The 22,747-nt window shown below is 62.2% G+C and carries 21 protein-coding genes; 13 read left to right on the top strand and 8 right to left on the bottom strand.

Annotated features, from left to right (window positions below; genetic code table 11):
• Positions 1–125: 125 nt before the first annotated feature.
• A complete protein-coding gene (locus SJ05684_RS18310) occupies positions 126–1,598 on the bottom strand; it encodes an alpha-glucosidase/alpha-galactosidase (protein ID WP_034856011.1) in 1,473 nt (490 codons plus the stop codon).
• A gap of 185 nt (positions 1,599–1,783) precedes the next feature.
• On the opposite strand from SJ05684_RS18310, the gene SJ05684_RS18305 reads away from it, so the two are divergent.
• The 9 genes from SJ05684_RS18305 (at position 1,784) to SJ05684_RS18265 (ending at position 11,377) form a co-directional block, all read left to right on the top strand.
• The gene (locus SJ05684_RS18305; RefSeq protein WP_034856013.1) at positions 1,784–2,719 is read left to right on the top strand and encodes an AraC family transcriptional regulator; all 936 of its coding nucleotides are present in this window, start codon (positions 1,784–1,786) and stop codon (positions 2,717–2,719) included.
• Between the two features lie 57 nt (positions 2,720–2,776).
• Positions 2,777–3,838: a LacI family DNA-binding transcriptional regulator gene (locus SJ05684_RS18300; RefSeq protein ID WP_034856015.1), complete on the top strand. Its 1,062-nt coding sequence runs from the start codon at positions 2,777–2,779 to the stop codon at positions 3,836–3,838.
• A 298-nt stretch (positions 3,839–4,136) separates the two neighbouring features.
• Positions 4,137–4,460: a c-type cytochrome gene (locus SJ05684_RS18295; protein WP_050980059.1), complete on the top strand. Its 324-nt coding sequence runs from the start codon at positions 4,137–4,139 to the stop codon at positions 4,458–4,460.
• Positions 4,461–4,557: 97 nt separating this feature from the next.
• Positions 4,558–5,580: an ABC transporter substrate-binding protein gene (locus SJ05684_RS18290; protein WP_034856016.1), complete on the top strand. Its 1,023-nt coding sequence runs from the start codon at positions 4,558–4,560 to the stop codon at positions 5,578–5,580.
• A 71-nt stretch (positions 5,581–5,651) separates the two neighbouring features.
• Positions 5,652–7,157: a sugar ABC transporter ATP-binding protein gene (locus tag SJ05684_RS18285; RefSeq protein WP_034856018.1), complete on the top strand. Its 1,506-nt coding sequence runs from the start codon at positions 5,652–5,654 to the stop codon at positions 7,155–7,157.
• On the top strand, positions 7,157–8,149 hold the full coding sequence (locus SJ05684_RS18280) for an ABC transporter permease (RefSeq protein ID WP_034856020.1): 993 nt from the start codon (positions 7,157–7,159) through the stop codon (positions 8,147–8,149). The genes SJ05684_RS18285 and SJ05684_RS18280 overlap by 1 nt, the downstream gene beginning before the upstream one ends.
• Positions 8,146–9,102 carry an ABC transporter permease gene (locus SJ05684_RS18275; protein WP_034856021.1) on the top strand — a complete coding sequence of 319 codons (957 nt, stop codon included), beginning with the start codon at positions 8,146–8,148 and terminating at the stop codon, positions 9,100–9,102. Before SJ05684_RS18280 ends, SJ05684_RS18275 begins: the two co-directional genes overlap by 4 nt.
• Positions 9,099–10,136 carry a LacI family DNA-binding transcriptional regulator gene (locus tag SJ05684_RS18270; RefSeq protein WP_095694308.1) on the top strand — a complete coding sequence of 346 codons (1,038 nt, stop codon included), beginning with the start codon at positions 9,099–9,101 and terminating at the stop codon, positions 10,134–10,136. The genes SJ05684_RS18275 and SJ05684_RS18270 overlap by 4 nt, the downstream gene beginning before the upstream one ends.
• Positions 10,133–11,377: a Gfo/Idh/MocA family protein gene (locus SJ05684_RS18265; protein WP_034856030.1), complete on the top strand. Its 1,245-nt coding sequence runs from the start codon at positions 10,133–10,135 to the stop codon at positions 11,375–11,377. Before SJ05684_RS18270 ends, SJ05684_RS18265 begins: the two co-directional genes overlap by 4 nt.
• Before the next feature lie 97 nt (positions 11,378–11,474).
• Here SJ05684_RS18265 and SJ05684_RS18260 read toward each other — a convergent pair whose 3' ends face one another.
• Positions 11,475–12,053, bottom strand: coding sequence for a hypothetical protein (locus SJ05684_RS18260; protein ID WP_034856033.1), 579 nt, complete (start codon positions 12,051–12,053; stop codon positions 11,475–11,477).
• 407 nt (positions 12,054–12,460) lie between these two features.
• Here SJ05684_RS18260 and SJ05684_RS18255 point away from each other — a divergent pair, with 407 nt between their 5' ends.
• Positions 12,461–12,922: a hypothetical protein gene (locus SJ05684_RS18255; protein ID WP_034856035.1), complete on the top strand. Its 462-nt coding sequence runs from the start codon at positions 12,461–12,463 to the stop codon at positions 12,920–12,922.
• On the opposite strand, the gene SJ05684_RS18250 is transcribed toward SJ05684_RS18255, so the two are convergent.
• Both SJ05684_RS18250 and SJ05684_RS18245 read right to left on the bottom strand, forming a co-directional pair.
• A complete protein-coding gene (locus tag SJ05684_RS18250) occupies positions 12,912–13,565 on the bottom strand; it encodes a response regulator (RefSeq protein WP_034856038.1) in 654 nt (217 codons plus the stop codon). The genes SJ05684_RS18255 and SJ05684_RS18250 overlap by 11 nt on opposite strands.
• The gene (locus SJ05684_RS18245) at positions 13,562–14,962 is read right to left on the bottom strand and encodes a sensor histidine kinase (protein ID WP_034856040.1); all 1,401 of its coding nucleotides are present in this window, start codon (positions 14,960–14,962) and stop codon (positions 13,562–13,564) included. Before SJ05684_RS18245 ends, SJ05684_RS18250 begins: the two co-directional genes overlap by 4 nt.
• A gap of 271 nt (positions 14,963–15,233) precedes the next feature.
• On the opposite strand from SJ05684_RS18245, the gene SJ05684_RS18240 reads away from it, so the two are divergent.
• From SJ05684_RS18240 to SJ05684_RS18230, 3 genes are all read left to right on the top strand, one after another.
• Complete coding sequence (locus tag SJ05684_RS18240) at positions 15,234–15,920, top strand: hypothetical protein (protein ID WP_034856044.1); 687 nt, start codon at positions 15,234–15,236, stop codon at positions 15,918–15,920.
• Between the two features lie 57 nt (positions 15,921–15,977).
• Positions 15,978–16,832, top strand: a complete 855-nt coding sequence (locus tag SJ05684_RS18235; RefSeq protein ID WP_085939099.1) for an EAL domain-containing protein — start codon at positions 15,978–15,980, stop codon at positions 16,830–16,832.
• A 222-nt stretch (positions 16,833–17,054) separates the two neighbouring features.
• Positions 17,055–17,471 (top strand): hypothetical protein, encoded by a 417-nt coding sequence (locus tag SJ05684_RS18230; protein ID WP_157211984.1) that lies wholly within the window; start codon positions 17,055–17,057, stop codon positions 17,469–17,471.
• Between the two features lie 174 nt (positions 17,472–17,645).
• Here SJ05684_RS18230 and SJ05684_RS18225 read toward each other — a convergent pair whose 3' ends face one another.
• The 4 genes from SJ05684_RS18225 to SJ05684_RS18210 are packed head-to-tail and all read right to left on the bottom strand — an operon-like array spanning position 17,646 to position 22,703.
• Positions 17,646–18,722 (bottom strand): ABC transporter ATP-binding protein, encoded by a 1,077-nt coding sequence (locus tag SJ05684_RS18225; RefSeq protein WP_034856047.1) that lies wholly within the window; start codon positions 18,720–18,722, stop codon positions 17,646–17,648.
• Entirely contained in the window at positions 18,719–20,977 is a 2,259-nt protein-coding gene (locus SJ05684_RS18220; RefSeq protein WP_034856100.1) for a glycoside hydrolase family 2 protein, read from the bottom strand. The genes SJ05684_RS18225 and SJ05684_RS18220 overlap by 4 nt, the downstream gene beginning before the upstream one ends.
• A gap of 8 nt (positions 20,978–20,985) precedes the next feature.
• Positions 20,986–21,807: a carbohydrate ABC transporter permease gene (locus SJ05684_RS18215; protein WP_050980062.1), complete on the bottom strand. Its 822-nt coding sequence runs from the start codon at positions 21,805–21,807 to the stop codon at positions 20,986–20,988.
• The gene (locus SJ05684_RS18210; protein WP_034856049.1) at positions 21,804–22,703 is read right to left on the bottom strand and encodes a carbohydrate ABC transporter permease; all 900 of its coding nucleotides are present in this window, start codon (positions 22,701–22,703) and stop codon (positions 21,804–21,806) included. The genes SJ05684_RS18215 and SJ05684_RS18210 overlap by 4 nt, the downstream gene beginning before the upstream one ends.
• Positions 22,704–22,747: the final 44 nt, after the last annotated feature.

Raw genomic sequence — 22,747 nt, 5'->3', positions numbered from 1 at the left:
TTTTCGCCACGCCGGATCGGGGTGGCGCTCCTCCTGAAAATGCGGGCAGACCTGTCCGGACGGTTATCCGCCGCATTGGATCGGTATCCGCGACTCCTCAGCGCGTACGCCCTTTCGTGCGGCGCTCAACCGGCTGCGCGCAATTTCGCCGCTTCCTTCTCCGCACGCATCTCCTCGATCGAGCGCACGTCGCGCCGCGCCGCACCCTTCCAATCACGGGTCTTGACCGTCGCCTTGCTCAACCGCTCCTTCGCCGCATCGACCGCATGCGCATATTGCGGCAGCCACTTTGCCTGGGTGACGACCATCTCGTCGACCATCTGCCAAACCTCCTCCGGTGTGCAAATCGCGCCGACCAGTGGATCATGCAGCACGGCGAGCTTCAGAAGATCGATGTCGCCGGCAATCGCCGCATGCACAGACATGCGCTGCACATTGATCGATGACATGCAGGTGGCGGCACAGGCCTCCGGCAACGTGATGCCGGACACCATGTTGATGCCGAAGCGGTCGACGAAGCCCGGCGATTCGATGATCGCATCGGCGGGCAGGTTGGTGATGACGCCATTGTTCTTGACGTTGAAGTGGCCCCGATAGACTCGGCCCGTTTCAAGCGCTTCGAGAATATGGCTCGCGTGCTCGTTCGAGCGCTCGATCGTCTCCAGCGGCCGGGCCGCCTCTTCGAGGAAACGCGGATATTCCGTCTCGAACCAGTTGCGGGTTTCGGTCGAATGGCGCAGGTAACCGCCCGTTTCGCCATGGATCCAGTCCGACATGTCGATCCATCTGGCGATCTCGTCCGGACGCTTGCGGTACCAGGGCAGGTATTCGGAGAGATGGCCGTTGCTCTCCGTCGAATAGACGCCGAAGCGCTTCAGGACATCGATCCGGAGCTTTTCCTGTCTGGAGAAGACCGGATGCGCCTCGAAGGCAGCGACGAGCTCATCCTTGCCGATCCGGCGGCCCTTGAGGCGAACGTCGATGAACCAGGTCTGGTGATTGATGCCGGAGCAGACATAGTCGAGCTCGCCATCCTTGGCACCGAGTATCTCCGCGATCTGCTCGCCGCCATGCTGGACACCGTGACAGAGGCCGACCATATCCACCTTGCCGTATTCGATCGCCGCCCAGGTGTTCATCGCCATCGGATTGGCGTAGTTCAGGAATTTCGCGCCCGGCTCGGCGACCTCGCGGATGTCCTTGCAGAAGTCGAGGATCACGGGAATGTTGCGCTGGCCATAGAGGATGCCGCCGGCACAGATCGTGTCGCCGACGCATTGGTCGACGCCGTATTTCAGCGGAATGCGGATGTCGTCGGCATAGGCTTCGAGACCGCCGACGCGCACGCAGCTGATAATATAGCGCGCGCCCTCGAGCGCATTGCGGCGATCCGTGGTCGCCGTCACCCGTGTCGGGAGCTTGTTCGACGCGACGATCCGATCGAGGATCGTCTTGATCATGCCGAGATTGTGCTCGCTCAGATCAGTGAGGGCGAACTCGACGTCCCTGAGCTCCGGCACGGAGAGGATATCGGTAAAGAGCTTCTTGGTGAAACCGACGCTGCCGGCGCCGATAATGGCGATCTTGAAGCTGTTCATAGTCGTCTTGTTCCTCCTCGCGGACCGCGATCCTCGCGCTAAAAGGGTAAAATAAATTCATCGGACTGATTTCGGCCGCCTGGCGCCGCCCTCCTCCCGGAACCCTGCCAAAACCAGTTGCCTTGCGCATTCTGTGGCCATTATGTGTATAATGAGTCGCACGGCTAGAGAGGTATTGTGCTTTCATGGGTAATTCTGTGCTGCAGCAATTGATCGACCGGGGGCCGGTAATGCGGACCGTTTCGCTGCCGCGGGGAAGACAGAGCCTGCACACCATGCCGACGAGCACGGGATACGAGATCAGGACCGGCGGGAGCTACGATTGGGACGGGCGAAAGCGCGGCCAGACGCCGTTCACGGTGCTGCAGCACACCCTCGGCGGCGCCGGCAATCTGCGCTACGAGAACCGTACCTATCGCCTGCGCGAGGGCGACACACTGCTCTTGCTCGTGCCGCACAATCACCGCTACTGGCTCGAGGACGGCGGACGCTGGGAATTCTTCTGGATCTCGATGAACGGCGAGGAAGCGCTGCGCATCCATCGCGCCATTCTCGCCGTTACCGGCCCGGTCGTCAGGCTGCACCCGGAAACGATCGAGCATCTCGCCGACTGCAGCCTGCGGCTGATCACCGGAGCGGAAACGCCCGGCCGCGCCTCGGCGATCGCCTATGAGGCGGCAATGGCGCTCTATGACGACGTCTTCGGATCGCATCCGGTGTTCAGCGAGGAATTTCGCCGGATGCAGCACGTGATCGATTACATCCTGGCAAACCTCGAAAAGCCATTGCCCGTCGAGGAACTCTCCCGGATTTCGGGCTTGAGCCGGGCGCATTTTTCCCGCGTCTTCGCGGCAAGCGAAGGTATGCCGCCGGCAGAATTCGTGCTGCAGAAACGGCTGCAGCGGGCGGTCAAGCTTCTCACCAAGACCGCGGACCTACCCGTCAAGGAGGTCGCGATCCTGTCCGGATTCGAGGATCCCAACTACTTCGCCAAGGTCTTCCGCCGCGTCTTCGGCGCAAGCCCCACCGAATTTCGCACGACCGGCATGTATGCGAGCGTGGCCGTGAATGGACAGAAGCAGGGCGAATCCGTCACCACCTTAGCCGCTGCGTGCGATTGAAAAAGTAGAGATAAAATTTTACTAAACGAATAAGGCAAGTTGCGCGGGAACGTAAGCATGGTGACAATCAAGGAAATCGCTGCGGCGGTCGGCGTTTCATCGGCAACCGTCTCCCGGGTCCTGAACTATGATCCGACGCTTTCGATCTCGACGAAGAAGCGCCAGGCGATCATCGAGACGGCGGAGGCGCTGAACTACGCCACGCCGCGCAACCGCAACCGCGCGGCCGCTCAAAGTCTCGGCGCCGGGCTGAAAATCGCGCTCGTGCATTTCCTCGATCCCGCCAAGGAACTCGCCGATCCTTATTATGTCGGCGTTCGGCTCGGCATCGAGAGCCGCTGCCAGGCCTTGAAAAGCGAGGTCGTTAAGGTCTTTCTCACCGGGAACGCTCCGGAAGCGACGATCCTCGAAGGCGCCTCGGGCGTGGTGGCCGTCGGGCACTATTATGGCGAGGAACTCGAATGGCTGCGCCGGCATAGCCGTCATCTCGTCTTTGCCGATTATGCACCGATCGGAGACCTGGACGACAGCGTATTGAGCGACGTCGGCCGTGCCATGACCCGGCTCCTCGAGGCCGCCCACGCCATGGGCTATCGCCGGATCGGCTTCGTCGGCTGGGTGGACGCCTTCTACGGGCCCGACAATATCCATGCGGAACGCCGTTGCCGCACTTTCATCGACTGGATGACCAGGGCCGGGCTCTATGATCCTGATCTCTGCATGGTCGAGCGCATGACGCCCGACAGCGGCTATACGCTCGCCAAGACGATGCTGTCGAAGCCCAATCCGCCGAAGCTCCTGATCACCTGCAACGACAACATGGCGCTCGGCGCCTACAGGGCGATCCAGGAATTGGGGCTCAGAATTCCCGAAGACGTCGCGGTCGCCAGCTTCAACGACATTCCGGTCGCGCAATTCCTGGCGCCGCCTCTGACCACCGTGAAGATCCCCGCAGAACTGATCGGCGAAACCGCGGTCGACTTGCTGCTGGAGCGCCTTTCCGGGCGCGAGGTCGCCAAGAAGGTGATCCTCGCTACCGAGATCATCTGGCGCGGCAGCATGGCTCGGCCGGCGGAAGCCGAGGAACCGGCAGGGACCCGACTGGCCGCAAGGGACTGAGCTGTCTCCGTGCCGCATGGGCCGGAATGTGTAGTGCTCCTGCGCCGGGTAGGCGCGCGCGTCTTATAGGACGCGCAAAGGTCGTTGCTGCATGTCTTTGTCTTTATCGAGGTCGATGTAAGGAGACATGCAGTAGCCGGTCTCGTCCTTCAGGCGAAGCCCCTCGTCCATCGAACAGCTTTCGCCCGCCTCCTGCCTGAGGCGGGTCGCTCTGATCCTTGCGACCAGTTGCACCGACACGGAAGCAGGCTACCATCGGAAAGATCATGCGTTGGCCGGGGTAGCGAGGGGGATTTCGATGATGAACACATATGCTCCATGCCTGACCGTGGCGCTGGCTCTCACCGGCTTGTTGGCAGGGCAAAGCGCGGCCGCCGATTGGGCGAATGGCGAGCGGATTGCCGAGCGCTGGTGCGCAGGCTGTCACGTGGTCGCACCGGGTCAAAGCCGAGGATCGGACATGGTTCCGACCTTTGCCGAGATCGGCAGTTCGAAGCGGCTCGACGAGACCGGGCTGACGGCGTTCCTGTCGGATCCCACCCATTCCCGCATGCCGCCGCTGTCGCTTGCGCGCTCGGAGATATCCGACCTCGTCGCCTATATCAGGCGTCAGGCACGTTGATCGCGGCAAAGCACCTGACCCGCGCTGGGGACAGATCGTCATTGAAATCGATTACATTTTCTGGCTTCATGAGTTTCGCAAGAGTTGGGAGGATCTTATGAAGAGATTTATTGCTTTCGCGTTGGGTGCAGTCGCATCCATGGCGATTTCGGCATCGGCGTTCGCCGAGACCTTCAAGATCGGTCTTTCGAACGGCTGGGTCGGCAGCGAGTGGCGCACCCAGATGATCGACGAGGCGAAGGCGGCGGCCGAGAAATGGAAGGAGCGCGGCGTCGATGTCGAGGTCTCCGTGCAGAGCGCCAATGTGGACGTGCCCGGGCAGATTGCCCATGTCCGCAATTTCATCGCAGAGGGCGTGGACGCGATCATCATCAACCCGAACAGCCCGACGGCCTTCGATCCTATCTTTGCGCAGGCGAAGGAAGCCGGCATCCTGGTGATCGCGACGGATGCCGAGGTTTCGTCGCCCGACGCGATCTATGTCGGCATCGACCAGACCGCCTGGGGCGCGGCCGGCGCCGAGTGGCTTGCAAAGACACTGGACGGCAAGGGCAAGGTGGTGGCGATCAACGGCGTCGCCGGCCACCCGGCGAACGAGATGCGGACCGCCGGCTACCGGCAGGTCTTCAAAAATCATCCGGACATCCAGATCGTCAACGAGGTGAATGCCAATTGGGATCAGGCGCAGGGGCAGCAGGCGATGCAGAACATCCTTGCCACCTATCCCGACATCAACGGCGTCTTCGTCCAGGACGGCATGGCTGCCGGCGCGTGGAAATCGATCATGGATGCCGGCAAGACGGACCAGATCGCCGCGACCGGCGAGATCCGCAAGGATTTCATCGATCTCTGGATCAAGGAGGACCTGAACTCCGGCGCCACCGTCAACCCGCCCGGCGTCATGGCAAGCGCGCTCAACGTCGCCGTCCTGATGCTGCAGGGCAAGGAGCTGAAGGAGCCGGCCGATGCCGGGCAATACGGCAATGCGCTCTACCTGCCGATCCCCTTCATCGACAGCGAGAACGTCGAGGAAGCGGCAAAGCAGCTCGAAGGCAAGCCCGGCTATTACTCCTATACGAGCTCGCTTTCGATCGAAGAGGCGGAAGCGCTCTTCAAGTGAGCTTCCCGGGCGCGCGGCGCGGACCGGTTACCGATCCGCGCCGCGCGCCCGAACAGTAGCGGACGACGTTTATGTCAAAACTGAAACTGATCGGCGTGAGCAAGGCTTACGGCGCTACCCTGGCGCTCCGCCGGGGCGATCTCGAGGTCATGGCCGGCGAGGTCCATGTGCTCATGGGCTCGAACGGATCCGGCAAAAGCACGCTCTGCAAGATCATTGCCGGCAGCGTACGACCGGACGCCGGCAGAATCCTGATCGACGACACGCCGGTGACAATCACCGGACCGCGATCGGCTCGTGCGCAAGGGATCGGCATCTTCTATCAGGAACTCAGCCTCGCCGCTCACCGCTCGGTCGAGGAGAACATCTGCCTGGCGGCGCTGCCGGTCAGGGCCGGCCTCTTCATCGACCGGGCTGCGCTGAAAGAGCGGGCGGCGCGGTATATCGCGCTGTTCGACGGCGTGTCCGGTGAGGGATTCGCAGCCGACGCGCTCGTCGGCAATCTTCGCCCCGACCAGCGTCAACTCGTCGAGATCATGAAGGCACTGGCGAGCGAGGCACCGCTCCTCATCTTCGACGAACCGACCTCGGCGCTCGACCGCGCCCAGGTCGAGCGCTTTTTCAAGATCCTCGGCGATCTGAAGCGCCGCGGACGCGGCATCATTTTCATTTCGCACCGCATGGACGAGATCAAGGCGATCGGCGACCGCGTCACCATCATCCGCGACGGCGAGACGATCACGACCCTCAATCTCGACGAGACCGACGCCGCCACCGTGATTCGGCTGATGGTCGGCGGCGCCGGCGCCATGCCGGCCTCGCAATCCTCCGCCCCCGCCGCCGTCGACATCATGGCGGAAAGCGCGCTGACGGTCCGCAATCTTTCCGGCGCCGGCTTCCGCGATGTCAGCTTCGAGGTCGCCCGCGGCGAGATCCTGGGCTTCGGCGGCTTGCACGGCCAGGGGCAATCCGCCCTGCTTCGGGCGATCTTCGGCGCCGGCGCGATCACCTCCGGCGAGATTCTGATCGGCAGCGAGCGCTTCGACGCTTCGAGCCCGCGCGAGGCCATCCGGCGGGGCTGCGCCTATGTCTCGGGCGATCGCGGCCGCGACGGCGTCATCAGCGGCCGGCCGATCATCGAAAACGTCACCCCGATCCACTATTTGCGCGACCGCCTGATGATCGCGAGCCCATCGAAGCTGCGCGATCGGGTGCTGCCCGCGCTGCAAAGCATGAACACGAAGTTTGCGAGCCTCTTCGATCCGATCAGCGCGCTTTCGGGCGGCAACCAGCAGAAGGTGGTCATCGCCCGCTGGCTGATCGACCGACCGGACGTGCTGCTGCTCGACGACCCGACCAAGGGCATCGATCTTTCGGCGAAGACCGATCTTTTCGCATTGATCCGGCAATTGGCGGCCGATGGCCTCGGCATCCTTCTCTATTCCTCTGAGGATGCCGAACTGCTCGGCAACGCCAACCGCATCCTCGTCTTCAACGGCGGGTCCGTGAGCCGGGAACTTACCGGCGCCGAACGCACGCGCTACAATCTCTATCAAGCCGCTTACGAGGCCGCGTGATGGCAGAGATCGCAACAGGCCCGACGTCGCGCTGCGTCGGCGGCGTGCGCAGACTGCTAGAGCGGTATCCGTTCCTGCCGGCGCTCGCCATCGTCGCGGCACTTCTTCTTCTGAACGGCTTCTTCTCGCCAGCAAGCCTCAGCTACCGCGCGCTGACGGGCCTCCTCAGCACCTATATGGCGCTGATCCTGCTTTCGATCGCCCAGACCTATGTCGTCTATGCCGGCGATATCGATCTTTCGGTCGGCTCGATCCTCTCGCTCGTCAATGTGACGATCATCGTGTTGATGGAGCGATGGGGCGGGGGCGCCGGCGCGGTGCTGCTTTCGCTCGCGCTCGGCCTGCTGCTCGGGCTTGCCTGCGGCCTCGTCAACGGCCTCGTCGTCGCCGCACTGCGCCTGCAGGCGATCGTCGCGACCTTCGCGACCAGCATCTTCTTTACCGGGCTTGCGCTTTATATCCTGCCGGTTGCCGGAACACCGGCGCCCACGCTCTTTTGGCGCACCTATGGCGGCAGGCTGTTCGGCTTGCCTTTCGTCTTCTACATCCTTGCCGTGCTGCTCTTGCTCCTTTTTATGCTTGCCCGTACGCGCCTTGCCGCCCAACTGCTTGCCGTCGGCGACGACCGGCAGGCGGCTTACCAGACCGGTCTGCCGGTGGTGTCTGTCCGCATCAGGGGCTACTTGCTTTGCGGTCTTTTTGCAGCGCTCGCCGCCTTCTGCATCACCGGAGATACGGCAAGCGGCGATCCACTCGTCGGCGGCAAGATGACGCTCTACAGCGTGGCTGCCGTCGTGCTCGGCGGCAGCGCACTTGCCGGCGGCTGGGGAACCGTGGTTGGTTCGCTCCTCGGCGCACTGACGATCGGGCTCATCAACTCACTCGTTTTCTTCATTGGCACGCCGTCCGAATGGCAGAACTTCATGCAAGGGCTCGCCATCCTCATCGTGCTGATGGCGGGCGTGCTTGCCGGCCGGAGGGCGCGGCCATGAGTCAGATGATTTCCTTTGTTCGTCAGCCGGTCGTCGTCGCTCTCACGCTGATCGTGGTGCTGCTTTACCTCGGCCAGCTTCTGTCGCCCGGCTTTGCCACTGGCGGGCAGATCCTGCGGCTGCTGATCGTCGCGGCGCTGCTCGGCATAGTCGCGGCGGGCCAGAACGTCGTCATCCTCGGCGGACGCGAGGGCATCGACCTCTCGGTGGGCGGAGTGGTGTCGCTCTCGGCGATCATCGCCGGCAATGTCATGAACGGCGCCGACAGCGGCATCCTGCCGGCGATCGCCGCCTGCCTCGCCGCCGGCGCCTTTTTCGGCCTGCTGAACGGCCTCGGAGTAACACTCCTGCGCATCCCGCCGCTCGTCATGACGCTCGGCATGCTGGGCGTGCTGCAGGGGCTGCTGGTCGTTATCCGCATGGGCATTCCCTCGGGCCAGGCCGCTCCCGCGCTGTCGCGCTTCGTGACCCAGCCGCTCGTCTTCGGGCTGCCCGGCATCATCTGGCTGTGGATCGCGGTCGGGCTGCTGATGGCCTTCATGCTCCACCGCACCGTCTTCGGCCACCGCATCTACGCGATCGGGTCTAACGAGCACGCAGCCTACATGGCCGGCGTCCCGGTGCGGCCGATGCGCATCGCGCTCTTCGCCATTTCCGGCATGTTCGCCGCGCTCGCCGGGCTCTGCCTGCTCGGCTATTCCGGCTCCTCCTTCGCCAATGTCGGCGAGCAATATACGCTGACCTCCATCATCGCCGTCGTCTTCGGCGGCACCTCCCTTGCCGGCGGCAAAGGCGGTTATACCGGAACCATGGCCGGCGCGGTCCTGCTCGTCATCCTGCAGGGGATTCTGACCACGGTGAACATCGACGAGTCGGGTCGGCAGATGGTCTTCGGGGCGACGCTCCTCCTCTTGATGACGTTCTATGGCCGCGGCCGGGCGATGCGGGCATGAGGGAGCGTCCGAAGATCAAGGATATCGCTGTCAAAGCGGGTGTCTCGGTAGCCACCGTCTCGCGCGCGCTTGCCGACTCCAGCCTGGTCACGGCCGAAACGCGCCAGCGTATCCGTGAGCTTGCACGCGAGCTCAACTATCGCCCGAATGTCAGCGCCCGCAACCTGAGAACCCGCAAGTCGATGGCGGTGCTGCTCGTCGTACGCGATGTCGGCAATCCCTTCTATCTCGACGTCTTGAAGGGGGTGGAGGCGACGGCGCGGGAGGCCGGCTATTCGGTGCTGATGGGCAATACCGAAAACGATCCGGCCCGCGAAACCGAATATTTCAACATGCTGCGCGACGGCCATGCCGACGGCATGATCCTGATGACCGGCAAGCTGCCGCCCGGCAGCGGCAGCCGCGCCGGCGGCTGGAGCCATCAGCCGGTGGTTGTGGCGCTTGAGATGATCGAGGGCTCGAGCCTGCCGCATGTGCAGATCGACAATGTCGGCGCCGCCCGGGCGGCGGTCGAGCACCTGATATCGCTTGGCCATCGGCGGATCGCCCATATCAGCGGCCCCGTGCCCGAGCCGATGAGCCTTAATCGCCGGGAAGGCTACCGCCTTGCCATGGGCGAGGCGGATCTCGATATCCCCGAGGGCTACGAGGTGCGCGGCAATTTCCTGCTCGAAAGCGGGCAGGAAGCATGCCGGAGGCTTTTTGCCCTGCCCGAGCCGCCGACGGCGCTCTTCGTCGCCAATGACGAGATGGCCTATGGCGCCGTGCACGAGCTAAGAAGATTGGGGTGCGACGTGCCGCGCGACGTATCCATCGTCGGCTTCGACGATCTCTATCTGAGCAAGGCCTTCTATCCGCCGCTGACGACCATCAGCCAGCCGCGCGCCGAGATCGGCCGCACGGCCATGGACCTGCTGCTGAAGATTCTGTCGGGGGAGGACGTCGATCCCGGCGATGCGATCGTGCTGCCGACTGCGTTGAACATAAGGAGCAGCACGGCGCCGCCCCACGGATATTCTGGGAGGGAGACATGACCACGCTACCGAAACAGACGCTGCGCGTCGGATTTGTCGGAACCGGTTTCATTGCCGGGTTCCATCTCAAATCGATGGTCGGCGTGCGCAATGTGGAGGTGACCGGCGTCTACAGCCGCAGCCCCGAAAACCGCAGTCGCTTTGCCGAAGAAGTGAAGGCACTCGAACTTGGTCGCTGCCGGCCCCATGACAGTCTCGAGTCGCTCGTCTCAGCCGGCGACATCGATGCGATCTGGATTCTCTCGCCGAATTACACGCGGCTTGAGGTGATGCGGGTGCTGCACCGGGAGATCCAGACGGGGCGCAGCAAGGTCTTCGCCGTCGCCTGCGAAAAGCCCTTGGCGCGCACGGTCGCGGAAGCCCGCGAAATGCTGCGGCTTGCCGAGGACGCCGGCCTCAATCACGGCTATCTCGAAAACCAGGTGTTTGCGACGCCGGTGCAACGCGGCAAGGAGATCATCTGGCGGCGCGCGGTCTCCGCCACGGGCAGGCCCTATCTGGCGCGCGCGGCGGAGGAGCATTCCGGTCCGCACGAGCCCTGGTTCTGGCAGGGCGACAAGCAGGGCGGCGGCGTGCTTTCCGACATGATGTGCCACAGCGTCGAGGTGGCGCGTCATCTTCTGACCGCACCCGGCGCGCCGCGCAACTCCCTGAAGGTCAAGGCGGTGAACGGCACGGTCGCCAACCTGAAATGGACCCGCCCAGGCTATGCCGACCAGCTCCGCCATCGCTTCGGTGCGGAGGTCGACTACCACAACCGCCCTGCCGAGGATTTCGCCCGCGCAACCGTCATGCTCGAGGATGAAAACGGCCAGGATCTGATGATCGAGGCGACGACCTCCTGGGCTTACGTCGGCGCCGGTTTGCGCATCCAGCTCGAGCTTCTGGGGCCTGAATATGCGCTCGAATACAACTCGCTCGGCGCCGGTCTCAAGATCTTCCTGTCGCGGGCCGTGCAAGGGTCCGAGGGCGAGGACCTCGTCGAAAAGCAGAATGCCGAGCAGGGGCTGATGCCGGTACTCGAAGACGAAGCGGGCGTCTATGGCTACACCGACGAAAACCGGCACATGGTCGAATGCTTCCGTAAAGGCATCAAACCCGTCGAGACCTTCGAGGATGGCGTTGCCGTGGTCGAGATCCTGATGGGGCTGTATCGCTCCGCCGAGATCGGCGCCACGCTTCACTTTCCGGCAGCGGAGCTGGACAATTACGTGCCGTTGGTGGCACGTACAGGTGCGTGAAGCGCGGCGGTTATGGTCGCTGCAAGCGAGCCGGCGCCCGTTGGCGCAAATCAGCCTGGAAGGGCGCTCTTTCCTTTCAGGCTGATTTGGCTGCGGCTCAGTCGACGAAAACTGTAAGCGTGCCGTCAGCCTCGACGCGCACCGCAACCGCGGCCCCTATCTGCTCATCGGTGAGGTCGTCCAAGTCGAGCTCGGCCAGGTCTTCGCGAAGCCGGGCGATCTCTGCCTCCCGGGCCTCGACGGCGTTGTCGAGGGCGGTGCGATTGACCACGAACTCGTCGACGTCGACCACGGTGACCTCGACGTCATCCTGAATTCCGCCCAGATCGGTCCTGTCGGCGCGGAGAGTGGAGATAAGGGTGCCGAGATTCCTCTTGTCCACGCTGCCGGTCGTATCATCGTCACCTCCGTCGCCAGCCCGCTTGATTTGACCCGGTGCGTAAGATTTGGCACTTTCGTCGTCGCTTTTCACTTGACCGGGCGCAACGTCTCTGGCGCTCTCGCCTTCGCCCTTGCCATGTCCCGGGGCGCTTTCGGCGGCACTGTTCTCGGTGCCTCGCTCATTGCCTTTGCCGTTTCCATTTCCATTTCCATTGCCGTCCTGTGCGAAAACGGGTGAGGCCACGCTGGCGCAGGCGAGCAGTGCGGCAGCTAAACTTGCGACAATTCTCTTCATGTCCGTGTTCCTTTTTTAGGTCAAAGTGCAAGCTCCAGTTCGGCAAGTTCGAATTCGGCGTTCCCGAGATTGTTCCGTGCGCACCAACCGCATCGGACCATTGCCTTTCCGTTTGAGCCTTTGGTCCGATCACCAAAGATTCCAATCGGCCATTGAGACAAACCGGCCTGAAGCAAGGGGAAAGGGAAAGTGCTTAGGACCTTCGTCTTAGGCAAAGGTCTTACCGCGCCGAGGGAAAGGTCCTAAAGGCGCTGACTGCGGAAGACGCGGCTTGACGATTTGTTGGGGGGTAAGCAAGGTGATCCCAAGATCACGCGTGCTTTGTGCGATTTTTGAATTTCGTGTCGATATCACGCGGAACCCGATCCCGGCTGCCGGGTCAAGCTTTATGAGGCGGAAGGTGCGCCATGACGTTCCTCAAGAAGACGAAGACGACGCGACGGAAGACCATCGCGGTCCTGTTCGTTGCGTCGGTGGGCTTCGTCGCGCTTCCCTACAAGGTAACAATTTCCGGTTCGAGCCTTGAGGTCGCGCCCCAGTCTGCACTCGCCAAGAACGAGGGCAAGGGAAATGGCGGGGGGAGCGGCAATTCCGGCGGCAATGGCCGGGGGGGCGGAAATGGGGGCGGCAGCAGCAAGGGCCGCGACAATTCAAGCGAGAGCCGGTCGAGCGGCAATTCGGGCGGGTCGAGCGCACGAGGCGCAAGCATCGGAAATCGCAGTTCGACTTTGCGAGTACGCCACGCCCAAGGTATAAGCGAAGAGATCAGAAACGGGCGATACATCATGAAGGATGCCCGTGGGCGCACGATCGTCAACCGTCGCGCCACTGAAGACGATCAGAAACGGCTCTTGTCCTTCATTGACTGAGCGGGCGGTCAAGCGCGTCGCGCAGCACCATCGCGGCCTCCGTCCGGTTGGCGACGTCGAGCTTTGCCATGATCTGAGTCATGTGGTGCTTGACAGTCTTCTCGTGCAGATTGAGCCGCCTTGCGACCTGCTTGTTGCTCATGCCGGACGCGACGAGATTGAGAACCTCTTTCTCCCGAAGAGTCAGATCCCGGATCAGGTCGGACTTGCGCGCAGGCTCTGAGGCCCGGCTGGACAATAGCTTCGCCGAAAGCGTCGGCGCCACATAGCTTTCCCCCGATGCGACCGTCCGGATGATATCCGCCAGCGCCCTCGATCCGACACCCTTGAGCACATAGCCTCGGGCGCCATTCTGCAGCGCAGCGGTGACGTCGTCGCCGGCTTCCGAAACCGTGAGCATGACGATCTTCTGCGACGGGACGATCTCAAGGATGAGCGGGATAGCGGCCAGTCCGCCGCCCGGCATGGAGATGTCGAGAAGCATCACGTCGGGATTGAGATTTTCGGCGATTCTCAGCGCGTCGTCGTGTGAGTCCCCCTCGGCGACGACTTCAAATCCCTCGATCTCCGACAGGCTTCTCGTGACTCCCTCTCTGAACAGAGGGTGGTCGTCGATTACTGCAACCCGGATTACAGCTGTCATATCTGCCCAATCTCCCTGATGTCGAGCCACATCCGGACAACAGTCCCCGTTGCTGCCGCGTTCAGTTCAAATGTTCCCCCGAGACTTTCCACCCGCTCCCTGAGACCGGCAAGCCCGAGGCTCGTGGAGCTAATCTGGCTCGGATCGAAGCCGGGGCCGCCATCCGCCACCTCGATCCGGATCCTTTCGCCTTCAAGGGTCTGCGTGACACGCTGGCCGATGCCTCCAGCGTGCCGATAGGCATTGTTCAGCGCTTCCTGTACGAAGCGGAATATGCATATCTTCGCCGAAGGGGAAAGATGCGCAGGCGGGTCGGAGAGCGACAAGTCCACAGCCGTACCGGTCCGCTGCCTATGCGCCTGGACACAGCGCTCGAGGATTTCAGGCAAACTGGCGGCTTCAATCTGCGGCAGCACCAGCCCGTTGCACAGGGTCCGGATCTCATGCATCGCCTCTTCGAGACTGGCTTTGATCGCCGCAAGCTCGCGGTCGCGTTTTTCGTCCGAAGTCGACGGGTTCGTCAACAGGTCGCTGTCCAGCCGCAACGAGGCATAGGCCAGCAGTTGCGCCGGGCCGTCATGAAGATCCGCTCCGATGCGCCTTAACATCTTCTCATTGAGCGCCGTTGCCCGTTGGGAGGCGTGCTGCACGCGTCCGCGCAGGGTCTCGTTCTGTGACAGAAGCGCGGAGAGCTCGTCGATGCGCTGCTTGAGCGCCGCACGCTGTTTTTCGATCGTTCTGCTTCCCCGCATGACGATCGCCGAAAGCATGATGAAGAAGGCAAGCGTGAAGCCAGCGACAGCGAGCCAGGTAAGGAACCGCGCCCGAAGCAGGCTCTGCAGGAAGTCGTGGGCGATTTCATGGAATTCGGAAACGGCCACGACCTCGCCCGACCAAGGCTGCAGGACCGGATTGTAAATTTCGAGGAACGGATTGCCGGCCGGCCGGCCGGTCACATCCTGAAAGTCGTCCTGCGACTGCAATTGAGCCACCATCTCGCCGGAAAAGGCCGTCCGCAATTCCGGACTGAGCTCGAACCGCTTTCCGGCTATCTCCGCATGGCTCGAATAGAGGACGGTGCCGTCGGCGCGCCAGAGTCTAAACTCCAGCAGCCGATTTCCGAGCGCGCCCTGGCCGAGCGTTTCATCGAGCGCCCGAGCGACGGCATCGTCCAGGACTTCGGCGGTCTGCATGTCGGGCAGGAGCGGAGCGATCACGCTGTCGACGTAGAGCGCCGTCGTCGCCGCGGAGTTCCGCGTGACCGCCTCCTCTATGAGGTTGGTCACGAACGCCCCGACCACCAGCATTGCCGCAGCCGCAACTATGCCGCCGGCCAGCAGGAACTGGCTGCTCAGCGCTTGTGCATTCCATCGTGTGATCAGGTCCGTTGTGCGCACGACAAGTTCTCGGGGTCGCCCGCCCGATTCGCTGGCGGCACTGGGGTCGAATTGAGGCGTAAACTATCGCCCGCGAGAAGGGGGTCAATGGCATGCCATGCTTCGTGTGGCGGATCGGACCTTTTTCCGGACGGCCGATGCGACCTAAGTCCTACTGATCAAGGCAATGGTCCGAGTGCCATGGCGCCTTGGTATCCCGCGAGCTACCGTCGCACTGGATCAAGTCTGCCCTTGCCTCGCCGGAGAGGCAACGATTCGAGAGGAGGCCAACATGAGTCTTTCCAGAACAGTCGGACGGAGCGTCGTTGCCCTGGCCATCACGCTTGCTCCCATGGCAAGTATTGCTTTCGGCACTGCCGACGTTGCTTTCGCCAAAGGCGGAAATGGCGGCGGCGGTGGCAATGGCAACGGCGGAGGGAATGGCAATGGCAATGGCAATGGAGGGAGCCACGGCAAGGGGCATTCCACCAGCGGCAAACAGGACAAGGCAAGCAAGACCAATCGAGGCGCCGGCGATGTCCTGAAGTCGCTTTTCACGCGGGGCACCAAGACCAAGAAGACGATCAAATCCGCGAAGGTCCCGAAAACAGGAAGCGTTGCGACGATCAAGCCGAAGAACGTCAAGAGCGACACCGCCGGGCTGAGTTCGCTGAAGAGAAATTACCACGCCTATCTCAACTCCAATGATCCCCGCATGGCGGCGATCTCTGCCTATGTGATTTCTTATGCCGCGTTCGAGGCCGAGTTCGGTCCCGACGCTTTACCGACAGATCCGGCGCTCAGCGACGAGGCGCTGCGGGAGGCACTGGAGAGTTTCACCAAAGGAGGCGTTGTGACCGACGATGCGCTCCTCGAAGCCAAGGATATCCTTGGCGTCGGACCTGCAGTCGGCAAGATCGACCAGATTCGCGAAACGCTTCCAGAACCTGCGGAGACCGACCTCGAAGCGTCGGAGTGACCCTGACCACTCGACGATTGGACGCCGCCGGTGGAGCTGAACGAAAGAGGTCGACCTATGAATGCAGAGAAACTCGACCTCGCAGGCGGCGTCGCGCCGCAGGCGATGCAGCAAGAACGGATCGGGTTTTCCCTGCAGCAGATCAACGCGGTCGACGACCTCGCAAAGGTCCTCTATTCGGAGTGTCTGGGCAGGTTCACCGAGCCCGACGGCACGATCCGAACCAGTGAAGAGCTCTTGGCAATGCCCGAGATTTCGGGCAGCCCAGCCTTCGACCGGTACCTCCTGCAACTCGCATTGGACTGGCTGGCCCGTCACCCGTCCTGTGTGCTGGGTTGCGACATCCAGGCTTCGAGTCTGGCCGACAAGCACAGCTCGGCGACGTTATACGAATTGCTCTTCAAGCACCGAGCTGTGGCGCGGCGCATGATTCTCGAAGTCACGGGAAGCGTTGGGTTGAAGACACATTCGGCCGCGATGCTCCAGAACGCCCGCGCCCTGGGGTACCGGATCGCGATGGAGGCGTTCGGAACCGAACACGCGATCGCCCGCACGCTCCCGTCCTTCCCCGTCGACATTGTCAAGATCGATGCATCTTTGGCATGGCATGGCCGGGGCGACGCCGCGCCCATGCTCCGCCACATCGTCGCCCGCGCATCCCGCTCGGCATCGGTGATAGTGATCGAAGGGATCGAAACATACGAGCAACTCGACGCCGCCAAGATTGCCGGAGCGACCCACGTTCAGGGCCTTCTCCTGTCGGAACCAACGCTACCGCCCATCTATTCCGAGCCGTGCCGCCCGGTGGTCCAGCGCGGGAACCCGCTCGCGCATCGGCCCGAAAATCGCACTCGATTTTCGGAAAGCGCGGTGCGCAGGTTCAAAGAGTTACAGGGCCCTTTGCGCGTCTGAAAAGACGCGCAGCGCGCTGCAAAAGACCGTCGCTCAGCCTATCGGATGCACCGTTCCTTGGCGTCGGTGTACGCTCAACGGTCTTCCCTACTCCCCGCGATGGGAATTCGCCGCCGGGTCGCCGCGACGAGATCTCAAGAACAACTGTGGCGTGTAGGACCTTAGTCCGATCTGCTCATTCAAAGGTCTTAGGGTCGTTGCCAAACAGCTGGCCCGTTCCATATGGTGCAAATCAGCGCCGAGGGGGCAACGGCCAAAGATGAACGCAGGTTCTATTTGGGAGTTCCCGCAATGGCTTTCTCGATCAGCGAACGGAAATATCGCTCTTCCGATTTCGCCTTTCGGCTGCTCGCCAGCCCGCTGGCATTCGCTGTCTACATTGCGATCGCCATGGCGACTGCGTTTCTTGCAAGCGCCAGCACAGGTATTCCGGCCTACCTGCTCGTGCCTGTTGGCTTCCTGCTGGTAACTTTCCTCGACCCGCCCGCGAGACTCACAAAGTTCCGAGAGGGCCGAAACGGACAGCTTGTAAAAAAGCGGCTTCGACAAATGCCCGCGGCCAACAACAATTGCCCGAGCGAATTTGCGAACAGCCGGACAAACTCTCGCGAGTCCAGGTCCGATAGCCGTCGTCGCTGATCGGACCATTTCGGAGCCCCGGAGCGATCCCCCATCCGTCCCTTCGGGTAAGAACAGCTCTGGGGCTTCACCCCGTCCGCCGTCCGCAATGAGCGAGGCATCGCACTCAATTGGAAGCGGAAACGTATATCTCGGGACAAGACAGGATCGGCGTGGCCGCCGATACGGTCCGCTCTACCGCAACCTCTTTCCACGCTCGTCAAACACCAGCGCGCAAGCCGGGTCAAATCGCGCCGCGATGCGATCGCCGGATTTGAGACTCCGACCGTTCTTCGTCTCGATCACGATCAATTCGCTCTTGCCATGGCGGGCATAGGCGAAGGTTTCGCCGCCGAGATGCTCGAGCATGTCGATCGTCAGGTCGAGGCTAGCCGAACCATCCTCCTTAAAATGCTCGGGTCGGATGCCGATCGTCACCGGCATGCCCTCTGCCATGCCCTTCGGGCTGACGGTGATTCTCACATCGCCATGGTCCGGCAGCCGTGCATAGGCCTGCCCGTCCCCGCCGGTCTCGATGACGCCCTTCAGGAAATTCATCTTCGGTGAGCCGATAAATCCCGCAACAAAGAGATTGGCGGGATCGTCATAGAGTTCGAGCGGAGAGCCGACCTGCTCCACCACGCCGCTGCGCAAGACGACGATCTTGTCGGCAAGCGTCATCGCCTCGACCTGATCGTGAGTCACGTAAATGATCGTCGCAGCAAGCTGTTTGTGCAGCCTTGCGATCTCGATGCGCATATGGACGCGCAGCTCCGCATCGAGGTTTGAAAGCGGCTCGTCAAAGAGGAAGATCTTCGGGTGGCGGACGATCGCCCGACCGATCGCCACGCGCTGGCGCTGTCCGCCGGAGAGCTGCTTCGGCTTCCGGTCGAGCAGCGGCTCGAGCTCCAGGATGCTGGCCGCTTCCTTCACGCGCTTCTCGATCTCGGGTTTGGGGACACCGGCAAAACGCAAGGCAAAGCCCATGTTTTCCCGCACCGTCATGTGCGGATAGAGCGCATAGGACTGGAAGACCATGGCAATGCCGCGTTTCGACGGGTCGACATCGTTCATCCGGATGTCGTCGATCGTGAGGTCGCCGGAGGTGATCTCCTCGAGCCCGGCGATCATGCGAAGCAGGGTCGACTTGCCGCAGCCGGACGGTCCGACAAAGACGACGAACTCGCCCGACCTGATGTCGAGATTGACACCTTTGATGACTTCGAGTCCGCCATAGGACTTGCGGACATCGGTGAGTTGCAGTTCGCTCATGCCCCGGCCGCTCCTTCGACCACGGCGGAAAGCTTGATCTTTGTCGTACCCAGACGCGATGAGGTGACGGTCACCAGGATTTCGCCCGCGGTTCCCGTCGACTCCAGCCAGAAGCCGGTCGAGCCGCCCTGCAAGACGAGCCGGCTCGGACCGATCAGGCGCGCCGGCCCCTGCACCGATACATCGATGGCGTCGTTCAGAAAGGGCAGGACATTGTCGACCTGGTCGAGCGCGCGGACGATCACGCGGACGCTGTCGCGGCCCTCGGCGCGGATCGCGGCGCTATCCGCCTGAAGCTTCAGCGTCATCGGCACCGGATCGGCGACCATGCGGAGGTTGGCGACCGTCTTACCGGCCAGGAAACCGGTGAATTCAGCGCTTTCCCACTTCATGCCCCAGACGCCGAGCTCGTCCTTTGTGAAGTGGCGATGGTCAATGACGACAGGTGGATGCGGCAGGTGCGGGAAGTTCTCGCGGTCCGGCCTGACGCGCTTCGTGAGCGCGCCATATTTCAGCTCGACCTCGTCGCAATTGGTGAGCACGATCAAGGGCAGCACGCCGCCGATATTGCGCTCGCCGCGCGCCCAGAAGGTCACCGGCTTCATCACCACTTCCTCCGAAGGGTCGCACTGGCTCGCATAAACGTAAGCGGCGAATTTCGGTTCGCGGAACATGTCCATGACGCCGTGATAGCAGATCCGATCGCCGGAGCCGAAATCCTTGTGGGTGTTGTAGTCGAACATGCACCAGCCGATCGCGCCGGAAATGCTCGGATCGCCATGGGCAGCGTTCAGCACTTCCAGGTGCCGGCGCACATGTTCGGCCTGGCGCTGCTCCTGGTCGTAGATCTTCGTCGGATACATGTGGCCGCCGAATTCGGTGATGAGATAGGGCACCTTCCGGGAAAGCCCGGTACATTCCTGCTGCGGGCGCAAGGGCGTGCGCGGGCGATTGGAGCCCGGCAATTCCTCGTTGCCGAGGATGAAGTCGTTCATGGTGTAGACGTCCTCGAGGAATTCGCTGTCGGTGATGTAGCGCACGCCGCCGGTCTGCCGCGTCGAGTCGAGTTCGCGGGCCAAGCGGTTGGTCTCGACATAGAAGTCGTGCAAGTCCTGGGATTCGTTGATGCGCACGCCCCAGATGACGATCGACGGGTGGTTCCAGTCGCGCTCGATCATCCGACGAACATTGCGGATCGCCTCCTGCTTCCATTCCTCGCCGCCGATATGCTGCCAGCCGGGTATCTCCTCGAAGACGAGCAGGCCGATCCGGTCGCAATGGTCGAGGAACCATTTCGACTGCGGATAATGCGAGGTGCGCACCAGATTGCAGTGGAGCGTGTGCTTGAGGATTTCCGCGTCGCGCTCCTGCGCGGTGCGGCCCATGGCATAGCCGACATAGGGAAAGGCCTGGTGGCGATTGAGGCCGCGGATCTTCAACGGCCGGCCATTGAGGCGGAAGCCTTCGGCAGTGAATTCCGCCGTGCGGAAGCCGAAGTATGTAGCCTGGAGGTCGCGGCCCTGGTCGGTCCTGAGCTGGACTTCCATCTGGTAGAGCGCCGGATCGTCGACATCCCAGAGCGAAACTCCCGTGAGGCCCGTGATATCGAGCGTAACGCTCTCGCCCCGAGTCTCGCCGACCGCCTCGGCCAGCAATTCGCCCTTGGCGTCCCGGAGGAGCGCCGTTACCGTGCCCGCAACGCTCAGACCCTGCGGATTGGCGAGATCGCAGCGGACGGAGACCGACTTCGTTTCACTCAAGACGTCGCGGGCTTCGATCTTGATATTGGCGATCGATACCGCGTCAGTGACTTTGAGCCACACGTCGCGATAGATACCGGCATAGGTGAGATAATCGATCCGGCCGCCGAAGGGCGGGATCTGCGGATTCTCGCTGCCGTCGATCTTGACGGTGATCAGATTGTCGCCGCTACGCAGCCGTCCTGTCAGTCGCACCTCGAAAGGCGTGTAGCCGTCCTTGTGGGCGACGAGTTCCTCGCCGTTCAGATAGACGACGGCGTCGGCCATCGCCGCATCGAAGACGAGCGAGACCTCTCGGGCCTCGTATTCCGGACGCCAGGCAAGCACCTTCTGATAGGTGAAGGCGCGCTGGTAGCACGTCTCGTCGAAATAGTTGAAGGGCAGTTCGACCGCATTGTGCGGCAGGCTTACCGGCTCCCCGCTCCTGAGCGTGCCGGCGTCCGCGAAGCCTTCCGAGAAGACCCATGAATTGTTGAGGGAAGTAACAGAGCGCATCATCGTTCCTATTTGACTGAGCCCAGCATGCCCTGGACGAACTGGCGTTGCATGAGAAAGAAGACGGCAAGCGTCGGCAGCGTCGCGAGGATCGTGCCGACCATCACGACGCCGTAATCGGGATAGTAGGCCGAAGCGAGCGAGGAGATGACCAGGGTGATCGTCTTGGTCTCGTTGGACTGCAGGACGATCAGCGGCCAGAGATAATTGTTCCAGGCGGTCATGAAGACGATGATGAAGGCCGCCGCATAGGTGGAACGCATCACCGGCACGTAGATATAGAGAAAGATCTGCCACTCCTTGAGTCCGTCGACCTTCGCGGCGTCGCGCAGTTCCGACGGAAACGCCTTGGTGCTCTGGCGGAAATAGAAGACGACGAAGGCCGAGCCGATCGTCGGCAGCACCACGGCGAGATGGGTGTTGATGAGACCCGCCTTCCCCATCATGATGAAGAGCGGGATCATCAGCGCTGCGAACGGGATCATCAGCGTCAGCAGCATGGCGCTGTAGAGCCGTTCGCGCTGGCGCGAGCGGAAGATCTCGAAACCGTAGCCGGCGAGCGACGAGACGGCGAGCGTCAGCACCGTCGCGAGAATGGCGACCTTCGCTGAATTCCAGAAGACGAGCGGCACGTTCACCAGCGTGAAGAAGTTGGCGACATTGGTCGCCAGCGCTTCACCCGGCAGCATCTTGCCTTTCATGATGTCGATCGACGCATTGGTGGCGCCGATCACCATCCAGATGAACGGGAAGACGGAGAGGAAAGCCATCAGCCCGACGAAGCCATAGGTGACGATCGCGGGAAGTACGTTCGTGGATTTCGTCCTCATCGGTCGCGCTCCCGTGCCAGGAAGAACTGCAGGGAGGCGAGAAGGGCCACGAGCACGACGATGACGTAGGAGACCGTCGCCGCGTAACCGAAACTCGGCATGTAACGGAAGGTCAGATTGTAGATATAGAGCGAGAGCGTCAGCGTCGCATTGGAGGGGCCGCCCTTGCCCTCGGTCAGGTTGTAGACCTCGTCGAAGAGCTGCAGCGTGCCGATCGTCGAGATCACCGTCGTGAAGAGGATCACCGGTTTCAGGAGCGGAATGGTGATGTGGGTGAAGCGCGCCCAGGCCGGAACACCGTCGATGCGGGCAACCTCGTAGATCGATTTGTCGATGTTCTGCAGGGCGGCCAGATAGAAGATCATGTTGTATCCGGTCCAGCGCCAGGTGATCGCGATGATGACCAGCGTCTTCGCCCAGAAAGGGTTTGTCAGCCACGGAATGGGCGAGGCAATGACGCCGATCGCCTGGAGCGTCGAATTGACGATGCCGTCGGGGGCGAACATGCCCTTGAAAAGCACGGAATAGGCCACGAGCGAGGTGACGCAGGGCAGAAAGATCGCGGTCCGGAACAGGCCGCGGCCGATGAGGCGCGGATTGTTGAGCAGCGACGCCAGGATCAGCGCCAGCAGGATCATGATCGGCACCTGCACCACGAAATAGGTCATGGTGTTGGTCAGTGCCTTGATGAAGATCGGATCGTTCCCGAGGCGAACGATATTGGCGAAACCGGCGAACTTCATCATCATGCCGCGGCCGGACTGGAAGGACATCCAGAGCGACCAGAGGATCGGGTAGACCATGAAAATGGCGATCAGCCCGAGCGCCGGCGCGACGAAGAGCCAGCCATTGACGTCATAATACCGGCCGATGCCGCCGCGGCGCGGGTGAGCCATCGTCAACCTCATGAACATAGGAGATCATTGGCCGTGGCTCGCAT

It is taken from the genome of Sinorhizobium sojae CCBAU 05684 (assembly GCF_002288525.1).
Classification (GTDB): Bacteria; Pseudomonadota; Alphaproteobacteria; order Rhizobiales; family Rhizobiaceae; genus Sinorhizobium; species Sinorhizobium sojae.
This window is presented reverse-complemented; position numbering and strand designations above follow the sequence as displayed.

What these genes read in the sequence shown, in the direction of transcription:
- SJ05684_RS18310 (WP_034856011.1), bottom strand. Translation starts at nt 1,598, where the DNA reads ATGAACAGCTTCAAGATCGCCATTATCGGCGCCGGCAGCGTCGGTTTC.
- SJ05684_RS18305 (WP_034856013.1), top strand. Translation starts at nt 1,784, where the DNA reads ATGGGTAATTCTGTGCTGCAGCAATTGATCGACCGGGGGCCGGTAATG.
- SJ05684_RS18300 (WP_034856015.1), top strand. Translation starts at nt 2,777, where the DNA reads ATGGTGACAATCAAGGAAATCGCTGCGGCGGTCGGCGTTTCATCGGCA.
- SJ05684_RS18295 (WP_050980059.1), top strand. Translation starts at nt 4,137, where the DNA reads ATGATGAACACATATGCTCCATGCCTGACCGTGGCGCTGGCTCTCACC.
- SJ05684_RS18290 (WP_034856016.1), top strand. Translation starts at nt 4,558, where the DNA reads ATGAAGAGATTTATTGCTTTCGCGTTGGGTGCAGTCGCATCCATGGCG.
- SJ05684_RS18285 (WP_034856018.1), top strand. Translation starts at nt 5,652, where the DNA reads ATGTCAAAACTGAAACTGATCGGCGTGAGCAAGGCTTACGGCGCTACC.
- SJ05684_RS18280 (WP_034856020.1), top strand. Translation starts at nt 7,157, where the DNA reads ATGGCAGAGATCGCAACAGGCCCGACGTCGCGCTGCGTCGGCGGCGTG.
- SJ05684_RS18275 (WP_034856021.1), top strand. Translation starts at nt 8,146, where the DNA reads ATGAGTCAGATGATTTCCTTTGTTCGTCAGCCGGTCGTCGTCGCTCTC.
- SJ05684_RS18270 (WP_095694308.1), top strand. Translation starts at nt 9,099, where the DNA reads ATGAGGGAGCGTCCGAAGATCAAGGATATCGCTGTCAAAGCGGGTGTC.
- SJ05684_RS18265 (WP_034856030.1), top strand. Translation starts at nt 10,133, where the DNA reads ATGACCACGCTACCGAAACAGACGCTGCGCGTCGGATTTGTCGGAACC.
- SJ05684_RS18260 (WP_034856033.1), bottom strand. Translation starts at nt 12,053, where the DNA reads ATGAAGAGAATTGTCGCAAGTTTAGCTGCCGCACTGCTCGCCTGCGCC.
- SJ05684_RS18255 (WP_034856035.1), top strand. Translation starts at nt 12,461, where the DNA reads ATGACGTTCCTCAAGAAGACGAAGACGACGCGACGGAAGACCATCGCG.
- SJ05684_RS18250 (WP_034856038.1), bottom strand. Translation starts at nt 13,565, where the DNA reads ATGACAGCTGTAATCCGGGTTGCAGTAATCGACGACCACCCTCTGTTC.
- SJ05684_RS18240 (WP_034856044.1), top strand. Translation starts at nt 15,234, where the DNA reads ATGAGTCTTTCCAGAACAGTCGGACGGAGCGTCGTTGCCCTGGCCATC.
- SJ05684_RS18235 (WP_085939099.1), top strand. Translation starts at nt 15,978, where the DNA reads ATGAATGCAGAGAAACTCGACCTCGCAGGCGGCGTCGCGCCGCAGGCG.
- SJ05684_RS18230 (WP_157211984.1), top strand. Translation starts at nt 17,055, where the DNA reads ATGGTGCAAATCAGCGCCGAGGGGGCAACGGCCAAAGATGAACGCAGG.
- SJ05684_RS18225 (WP_034856047.1), bottom strand. Translation starts at nt 18,722, where the DNA reads ATGAGCGAACTGCAACTCACCGATGTCCGCAAGTCCTATGGCGGACTC.
- SJ05684_RS18220 (WP_034856100.1), bottom strand. Translation starts at nt 20,977, where the DNA reads ATGCGCTCTGTTACTTCCCTCAACAATTCATGGGTCTTCTCGGAAGGC.
- SJ05684_RS18215 (WP_050980062.1), bottom strand. Translation starts at nt 21,807, where the DNA reads ATGAGGACGAAATCCACGAACGTACTTCCCGCGATCGTCACCTATGGC.
- SJ05684_RS18210 (WP_034856049.1), bottom strand. Translation starts at nt 22,703, where the DNA reads ATGGCTCACCCGCGCCGCGGCGGCATCGGCCGGTATTATGACGTCAAT.